Here is a 1,987-nt window from a genome sequence, read left to right on the forward strand (position 1 = left end):
CACCACGATGGGGTCGCCGGGTTTGAGGTCTGCGATCTGGTTCAGTGGCTTGCCGTAGGTGACGCGGTGGCCGGCGACGGCGAAGTTGCCCTCGGCGCCGGGCATCGCGGTGCCCTGGTAGTGGCCGAGGCCGATCGTGTTGAGGACCTGCTCACGGTCGGTGCCCTCGCCGATGGGCCGGTTGTAGTCCGTGCCGAAGCGGGGGATCTGCATCGTGCCGAACACGGAGGACAACCCCGGCGGTTCCGCGAGGACGGGTGCGGCCCCGTGCCGTTCGGTGCCGACCTGCGACGGGGTCTTCACCTGCTGGAGGTGTTGCACGAGCGCGGTCTGCTCGTGCACGGCGACCACGTCGGTCCACCAGGCGGTCCAGAGCACGTAGAGCCCGGTCGCGGCACCGGCGATGATGAGCAGCTCCGCGACGAGCGACAGCAGCGCGCCGCCGACCGTCTGACGGGGCCGACGACGGCGTGCACGGGAGCGGCCGGGCGCGACTGCACGGGGGGCTCGATGCGGTTCCGGCGGATGACCGTGCATGCTGGCGACGGTCTCCGTCCGCGCGGGAGCGCTCCGGACCCAGCCAGCCATGCGATGGAGGTCGGATGGGTCGGACACGGGTTCCTGTCGGTCGAGGCGGGAGTCTGATCGGACCGCGTGCGCTCCGACAGCAGGCCGTGGTCCCCCACACGAGGTCGTTCCACGACTTGATATACAACATGGTACATCACACGAGTGATGGAGGAAAGAGCAGACCACGGGTGCCCGTGGCCTCTCCGGTGGACGGGTCCCCGCGACTGGGAAGAACCTCCGAGCGGCGCGACCCATGGAATTGCACAGCACAACAGCACGTTGACCCGCACGTGAAGCTCTTCGAACCCACCTCCTTCGGCGCCATGCGCCTGTCGAACCGCATCGTCATGGCCCCGCTCACGCGCACCCGCGCCGGCGAGCACGGCATCCCGAACGACCTGCTGGTCGAGCACTACCGTCAGCGCGCCGGCCTGGGCATGATCATCACCGAGGGCACCTGGCCCGTCCAGGAAGGCCGCTCCTACCCCGGCCAGCCCGGCATCGAGACCGACGAGCAGATCGCCGGGTGGCGCCGCGTCGCCGACGCCGTGCACGCCGAGGGCGGGACCATCGTGATGCAGCTCATGCACGGTGGCCGCGTCTCGCACCCCGAGATCTCGCAGACCCCGCGCATCGTCGGCCCGAGCGCCGTCGCCGCCCCCGGCCAGACGCACCTCGCCGACGGCTCCAAGGCCGACATGCCGGTCCCCCACGAGCTGACCACCGACGAGGTCGCCGAGGTCGCCCAGCAGTTCGCGCAGTCCGCCCGCAACGCGATCGCGGCCGGGCTCGACGGCGTCGAGGTCCACGGCGCCAACGGCTACCTGGTCCACGAGTTCATGTCCCCAGTGTCGAACACCCGCACCGACCAGTACGGCGGCTCCCCGGAGAACCGCGCGCGCTTCGCGATCGAGGTCACCACGGCCGTCGCCGAGGCCGTCGGCGCCGACCGCACCGGCATCCGCCTGTCGCCGGAGCACGGCATCCAGGGCGTCCTCGAGGACGACGCCGTCGAGACCCGCGCCGTGTACACCGCGATCGCCGAGGGCCTGGCGCCGCTCGGACTCGCCTTCATCGACGTCCTGCACGCCGACCCGACGGGCGACCTCGTGCAGCACGTCCGCCGCACCGCGGGCGCACCGTTCATCGTGAACTCGGGCTTCTCCTCGCTCACCACGCGTGACGAGGCGGTCACCCTGCTCGACACCGACCAGGCGGACGCCGTCGCCGTCGGCCGTGCCGCCATCGCGAACCCCGACCTCGCCTACCGCTGGGAGCAGGACACGGAGCTCAACGAGCCTCGCCCGGAGCTCTTCTACGGCCAGGGTGCCGAGGGCTACACCGACTACCCGACGCTGGCCGACGTGCGCGCGTCCTCCGTCGCGTAGTCAGCACCACAGACGGACGGGAGGCTCCC

At 71.2% G+C, this 1,987-nt stretch carries 2 protein-coding genes; one reads left to right on the top strand and one right to left on the bottom strand.

The window, feature by feature from the left end; genetic code table 11:
- Positions 1-537, bottom strand: a 537-nt coding sequence (locus BIU98_RS06580) for a sortase (protein WP_139200598.1), incomplete at its 3' end; no start/stop codon positions are given.
- A 323-nt stretch (positions 538-860) separates the two neighbouring features.
- On the opposite strand from BIU98_RS06580, the gene BIU98_RS06585 reads away from it, so the two are divergent.
- Entirely contained in the window at positions 861-1,958 is a 1,098-nt protein-coding gene (locus BIU98_RS06585) for an alkene reductase (RefSeq protein WP_071273575.1), read from the top strand.
- Positions 1,959-1,987: the final 29 nt, after the last annotated feature.

The organism is Curtobacterium sp. MMLR14_010 (assembly GCF_001865015.1).
GTDB lineage: Bacteria > Actinomycetota > Actinomycetes > Actinomycetales > Microbacteriaceae > Curtobacterium.